At 43.1% G+C, this 5,464-nt stretch carries 5 protein-coding genes; 4 read left to right on the top strand and 1 reads right to left on the bottom strand.

The annotated features are described in order from the left end of the window. On the bottom strand, window positions 1–395 hold a 395-nt coding region (locus NWQ57_RS03880), incomplete at its 3' end, for a DUF2750 domain-containing protein (RefSeq protein ID WP_306020760.1). 241 nt (window positions 396–636) lie between these two features. Between NWQ57_RS03880 and NWQ57_RS03875 the strand changes: the two genes are divergently transcribed. The 4 genes from NWQ57_RS03875 to NWQ57_RS03860 all read left to right on the top strand — a co-directional run. After that, window positions 637–1,089 (top strand): hypothetical protein, encoded by a 453-nt coding sequence (locus NWQ57_RS03875; RefSeq protein ID WP_306020759.1) that lies wholly within the window; start codon window positions 637–639, stop codon window positions 1,087–1,089. Window positions 1,090–1,276: 187 nt separating this feature from the next. After that, the gene (locus tag NWQ57_RS03870; protein ID WP_306020757.1) at window positions 1,277–3,067 is read left to right on the top strand and encodes a PLP-dependent aspartate aminotransferase family protein; all 1,791 of its coding nucleotides are present in this window, start codon (window positions 1,277–1,279) and stop codon (window positions 3,065–3,067) included. Between the two features lie 136 nt (window positions 3,068–3,203). Then, window positions 3,204–3,440: a DUF2164 domain-containing protein gene (locus NWQ57_RS03865; protein ID WP_306020756.1), complete on the top strand. Its 237-nt coding sequence runs from the start codon at window positions 3,204–3,206 to the stop codon at window positions 3,438–3,440. Between the two features lie 84 nt (window positions 3,441–3,524). Then, window positions 3,525–5,464, top strand: a 1,940-nt coding sequence (locus tag NWQ57_RS03860) for an ATP-dependent DNA helicase RecQ (RefSeq protein ID WP_306020761.1), incomplete at its 3' end; no start/stop codon positions are given.

The raw sequence follows: 5,464 nt of genomic DNA, 5'->3' as shown, positions 1-5,464 counted from the left end.
TTCACTTTCTTTTTATTAATTTGCTGCTGAATTTCGTAATCAAATTCTTGTGCTGAAATAACTAAGCCTTCTTCATCTTCATTGGGAAAAGCGGCAATAGCGACGTTGTCGCCTTCAAGACCATAAGTCCAGCGAGTGCGCCATGTTTTTAGTTCAATAGCGATAGGTTTGCAGTCAGCCCAATCACCTGTTGCCCATGCTTGCGCGAATGCTTCGCTTGGCCAAACCGGGGCACAGTCTTCGTCATCGGTATTCAGCATGACACAGCCATCATTATCAGTCAGTATCCACACCTTTTGGTTATTAACCACTTCTTTAACCAAGTAATTTAGGCGTTGTTCGGGTGTATATTGTGCAACATCAGCTAAGCCCGTTGGCTTGGTGGAATCAGTCATAATCTGTCCTAGTAGAAAGAGCATTGCCAAATAGAATAATGCACAAATTCAAGTTAGTCTTTTAATGTCGTTCAAAAACAAATAAAACTAGACTGTTTGCTGAATATTTAACCGATAGCTGGATTTACCTCGCTTTCGGCCCTATGACAATTTTTATGTTCTTTACTACAGTGTTATTTCGCGGCATCGTAATACAATGCATAAAGGTGGTTTGGTTCACTCGTAATTAACAGGGGGCTATGTGTTCGAACACGGTGATTATGTTGTCGGTATTAATCAACAGGTTTTACTATTTGTCGGTCGTGGCCCATGGAATGATGAGGCGCTTATCGATGGTGCTAAAAAACTAGGCAAAGAGATTCAGCACCTAGACCTCACCTTACCCTGGGCTCAGTTGAGTTGCTTGGTGGGTGAGTGTTTAATGCCTCCGTCTACATTTGACGGTTTTGTTTACCATAGTAAAATTCGCAAAGAAAAAGGTTTAGCTTGCCTGGCTATCGTTATTTTAGAGTCAGATATTAGCAATACAATTAAGCAACAATTGGGTGCAGCCTACCGACAAGCAGAGATTGAACATCAATTTTTTAATTCGATTGAGTCGGCCATTGAGTGGTTGGCGCAACAACACTTTCAGTTAGATCGCCCCGCCTTAACAACCTTTTTAAATCAGTGTCACTTTTTGCCTAAAATGTAAATGTGTCAGGCAACGGCATGTCGATTGGCTTCTCTTGGCTATATACATGATGCGACTCATCTTAGGACGAGCTGCAAACTTATCTTGCCATTGCTCTGTTTATTTAAAATATTATTAGTCAATGGTGTGTTTTTAAGTAATTTAGTTCGGTGTAATCTGCGTTAAACAATAATAACGTGGTGTCACTATGTCTACATCTTCTGATCTTGCTCATGCAAAATTACTTTCGCCTAAACGTAATACCTCGATGGCTATGTCTGTTGAGGCTTTGTCAAATGAACAGTTGCTCCATTTTGGGATTGATCCAAAAAGTGATTATGGCCAAGCATTAAGTAGCCTGACTCAGCACTTGTACCATGCACAAATCGATGTGCAACACCTTTGGAGAGTGACCAGCGAAACGCTAGCTGGCCTCGATAAGCAAGATAAAGTCGCCTACTTTAATGCAAAGAAATTCTTGTCATTTCAAATTGCCAAAATACTCGATACCTTGCAAAACCCGTTTCGAGCGACGTATCAAAGCCTAAGCAAACAATCTGGTTCTCAAGTCAGCAAAAGTCATTATCCCTTGTTCGATAATGTGACAGCGTTATTTTCAGCCACGCCAGTTGTGGTGCGCACTGCTACTTACGTGTATGCCTGCACGGAGTGGGTTGATGATGCGTTTCAGGGGAAAGAGTCAACTCACCAAATCTATTCACGACTGCTTAATCCCACTAATATTTCTTTGGCTAATGCCATAGTCGATTTAGAAGCTGGGCCTTACGCCGCAGATTATTTGGCGTGGAATTTCAATTCAGGCATGGCCGCTATTGATGCGTTGTTATCAAATGTATTAGGCCATGGCGATGTTATTGTTGTATCGCGCAATGTTTATGGTGGCGTCTACCAGCTCTTGCATGACTTTTTTGCTAGAGAAAATCGCCTTGATGTTCAGCTTGAATGGTTTGATGGCTACAGTGCCGATGAATTTGCTGGGTTCTTACATCAAGCACGTGAAAAACACGCCGCCCGTTTGGCGCAAGGTAAGGCCCTGCATGTGTATATTGAGTCGCCTTGTAATCCTCACGGTTATGTACTCGATGTGGCAGGTATCAGTAAGTTAGCTCACGAACACAATCATTTAGTGATGTTAGATGCTACCTTGGCTACGCCGATTCTGCATCAGCCGCTGCAGCGCGTTGATAAAGCGGAACGCCCTGACTACGTGGTGCACAGTTACACCAAAGATATTTGTGGTAGCGGTGCGACGACAGCAGGTGTAGTGATTGGTGAAAATTATCGTATGTTCCAAGGCAAAGGAGATTGTGCTAATGGCTATGATTGGTCACGCACTATGTTTTGGGATGTGTATTACATTAAAGGTGCGTTTTTAGATTCTGAAAAAGCCTTTGATGTATTAAACGGCATGAAGACCTTAGAAATGCGTATTATGAATAAGGTGATTAATACCACGGTTTTCAGTCAGTTTCTCGCGTCGCATCCAGACTTAAACGTGAACTGCCATGCAGTGGCAGGGCATGCAAATGAGACGCTGCGTAAAAGCCAATTACGCCACGGTTGGCCTTGTGCCCTGTTTACTGTGGATATGGAAGGCGCCAGTCTTAATCGGGATACCTTTGTACGATTTTTTGATGCCCTTGAGCCTGCATTTAGTCATCAAGTGAGTATCGGTCAAAACAACACGATTATCTTATGCCCCGCATTAACCTCCCATAGTGAATTAGACAAAAATGCTCAGCAAAAAAGCGGTATTTATTTAACCACTATGCGGGTGGCGATGGGAACTGACAATGTCAAAGAACTGATCGCTCATTTTATAAATAGCGCGAGATTGCACATTGATCCTGTAGTACCAGGCTTTAGTAACCAGTTTATGTCGGTACAGCAAATTGATGAGCTGTATATCCAAACCTGCCGTGAAGTCAGTGAACAGCATTTTGCCAGTGCAGGCTCGATTAAAGCGATGTTAGTGTAATTTGCCCTTCATTGTGCGGGTGATGCTTAACCCATCACCCGTTTGTGCTTTTCGTCTAATCTCCTGTCTTTGCGCCTACCCCCTCTTAAAATAGTGTTAAGATTCGCTTCTTTTTTGTCATTTGAAGAGTCTATAAATGGCCGATATTCAATTCTCACAGGCGCAAAAAGACGCCTTAGTGGATAAGTTACAACGATACCTACACGACGAATTAGATTGTGAGTTGGGGCAGTTTGACGGTGAATTTTTACTGGATTTTATTTCTAAAGAGTTTGGCAGTGTCTACTATAATCAAGGGCTATACGACGCTCAAGCGGTCTTAACTGAGAGGCTTGATTCGCTAACGGACGTTATTCTACAACTTGAAAAATAACCTTGCTCAATATTAAAACAAGCAACTTATTGGACAACATCACGACAGGGATAGCGAATGAACGATAACCCCCCCAATTCTTCGATGCCATCAGCGCACCCTAAACCCAGCACCGAACATTTGGCTACTGAACTTCAGCGCTTGTTTGGGTTTGAGACCTTTCGTCAGGGGCAGCAAGATGTGGTGGAGCATTTGTTAGCGGGGCACTCAAGCTTAGCCATTTTTCCAACAGGGGCTGGTAAGTCTCTGTGTTATCAATTTGTCGCTAGCCAATTGCCCCATCTCACCTTAGTGGTATCGCCTTTGTTGGCCTTAATGAAAGATCAACTGGCGTTTTTACACAGTAAAGGGATTGCTGCTGCCAGTATTGATTCAACCCTCAGCTTTGAGCAAAACCAGCAAGTGATGCAGGATATTCGAAGTGGGGCGTGTAAAATTTTGATGGTGTCGGTAGAGCGTTTTAAAAACGAACGATTTAGGCAGTTTATTAAAAGTGTGCCTCTGTCGATGTTGGTAGTGGATGAAGCTCATTGTATTTCAGAGTGGGGTCATAACTTTCGGCCCGATTATTTAAAACTTCCCGATTACCAACAAGACCTAAAAATACCTTTGGTACTGCTACTCACTGCCACTGCGACCAAAAAAGTCAAACACGACATGGCACAGCGTTTTGCGATTGCGCCTGGGCATATCGTTCAAACAGGTTTTTATCGGGCTAACTTACAACTGGATATCGTACCGGTTGCCCAATCCCAGAAAAACAATCAGTTGATTAGCGTGCTCAAACAACAAGCGGGAGCCGGTATTGTTTACGTTACCTTGCAAAAAACCGCTGAAACAGTTGCTCAACTGTTATTTCAACAAGGCTTTTCGGCCAAGGCCTATCACGCTGGTTTAGATAATGAATTACGCCAGCACATTCAACTTGAATTTATGCAGCAAAAAGTTCAAATCGTCGTGGCAACTATTGCTTTTGGTATGGGCATTGATAAGTCAGACATACGGTTTGTAGTTCACTACGATTTACCCAAGTCCATTGAAAACTACAGTCAGGAAATTGGCCGAGCAGGGCGCGACGGTCAAGTTTCACGTTGCTTAGTTTTAGCTAATCTCGACGGTCTGACAACCGTTGAAAATTTTGTATTTGGTGATACCCCCGATGCTGACGCAATAAAGCGAGTACTTGCTAACATTAAACATTCCGCTGAGTCTGAGTTTACTGAGCAAGCCTACTCCTGGGAAATGCAGATTAACGAATTATCGCAAATCAGCAATATTCGCCAATTACCGCTTAAAACATTGTTAGTGCAATTAGAGTTAGCAGGTGTACTGAAACCTTTGTATGCCTACTTTGCTGAATTTAAGTTGCGGTTTAATCGTGACAGCAACGACATCCTTAATCTATTTGATGGTGAGCGTCGCGATTTCTTAGACTGTGTTTTTACTACCACTCAGATGAAAAAAATCTGGGGAGTGGTCAATTTTGATGCCATATACCAGCAATATCAAGCGCCTCGGCATCGCGTGGTGAGTGCCTTAGAGTATTTGGCAGAACATCAATATATTCAGCTCGAGTCTCGCTTAATGACGGATGTGTATGAGGTTAAGTCGAGTGCCATGCTAAGCCCTGAATTGGCCGCTCACCTTGGCAACTATTTTGCGGACAATGAGCAAAAAGAAATCAAGCGTATAGCAGCAATGATACGCTTTTTTGAATTAGACCGTTGTCTGAGTTACAACCTAGCGCGTTATTTTGATGACCACAATGCTCCCACGAATTGTGGTCATTGCAGTGTGTGTCAGGGTAAAACCGCTAATTTGGAGCGCGTTGCTTTACCCGCTATGCCGGATAGGCAAACGATCTCGGAGGCTATGGCGTCATTGTCTACTTATCTTGAGAACAAAGCCGATATCGCAATGAGTGAAAGTATCTACTGCCATTTTTTAACCGCCATGAGCATGCCGCTTTTTGTGCGTTACCGAGTCAGTAAATTGTCAGGATTTGGTCTGTGTGAGCATCAGCC

This window comes from Paraglaciecola sp. (assembly GCF_030730205.1).
Classification (GTDB): domain Bacteria; phylum Pseudomonadota; class Gammaproteobacteria; order Enterobacterales; family Alteromonadaceae; genus Paraglaciecola.
Note: the sequence above shows the minus strand (reverse complement) of the source record. Positions and strands in the feature narration are given on the sequence as shown.

Coding starts and splice junctions, on each gene's coding strand:
- NWQ57_RS03870 (WP_306020757.1), top strand. CDS start 1,277: ATGTCTACATCTTCTGATCTTGCTCATGCAAAATTACTTTCGCCTAAA.
- NWQ57_RS03865 (WP_306020756.1), top strand. CDS start 3,204: ATGGCCGATATTCAATTCTCACAGGCGCAAAAAGACGCCTTAGTGGAT.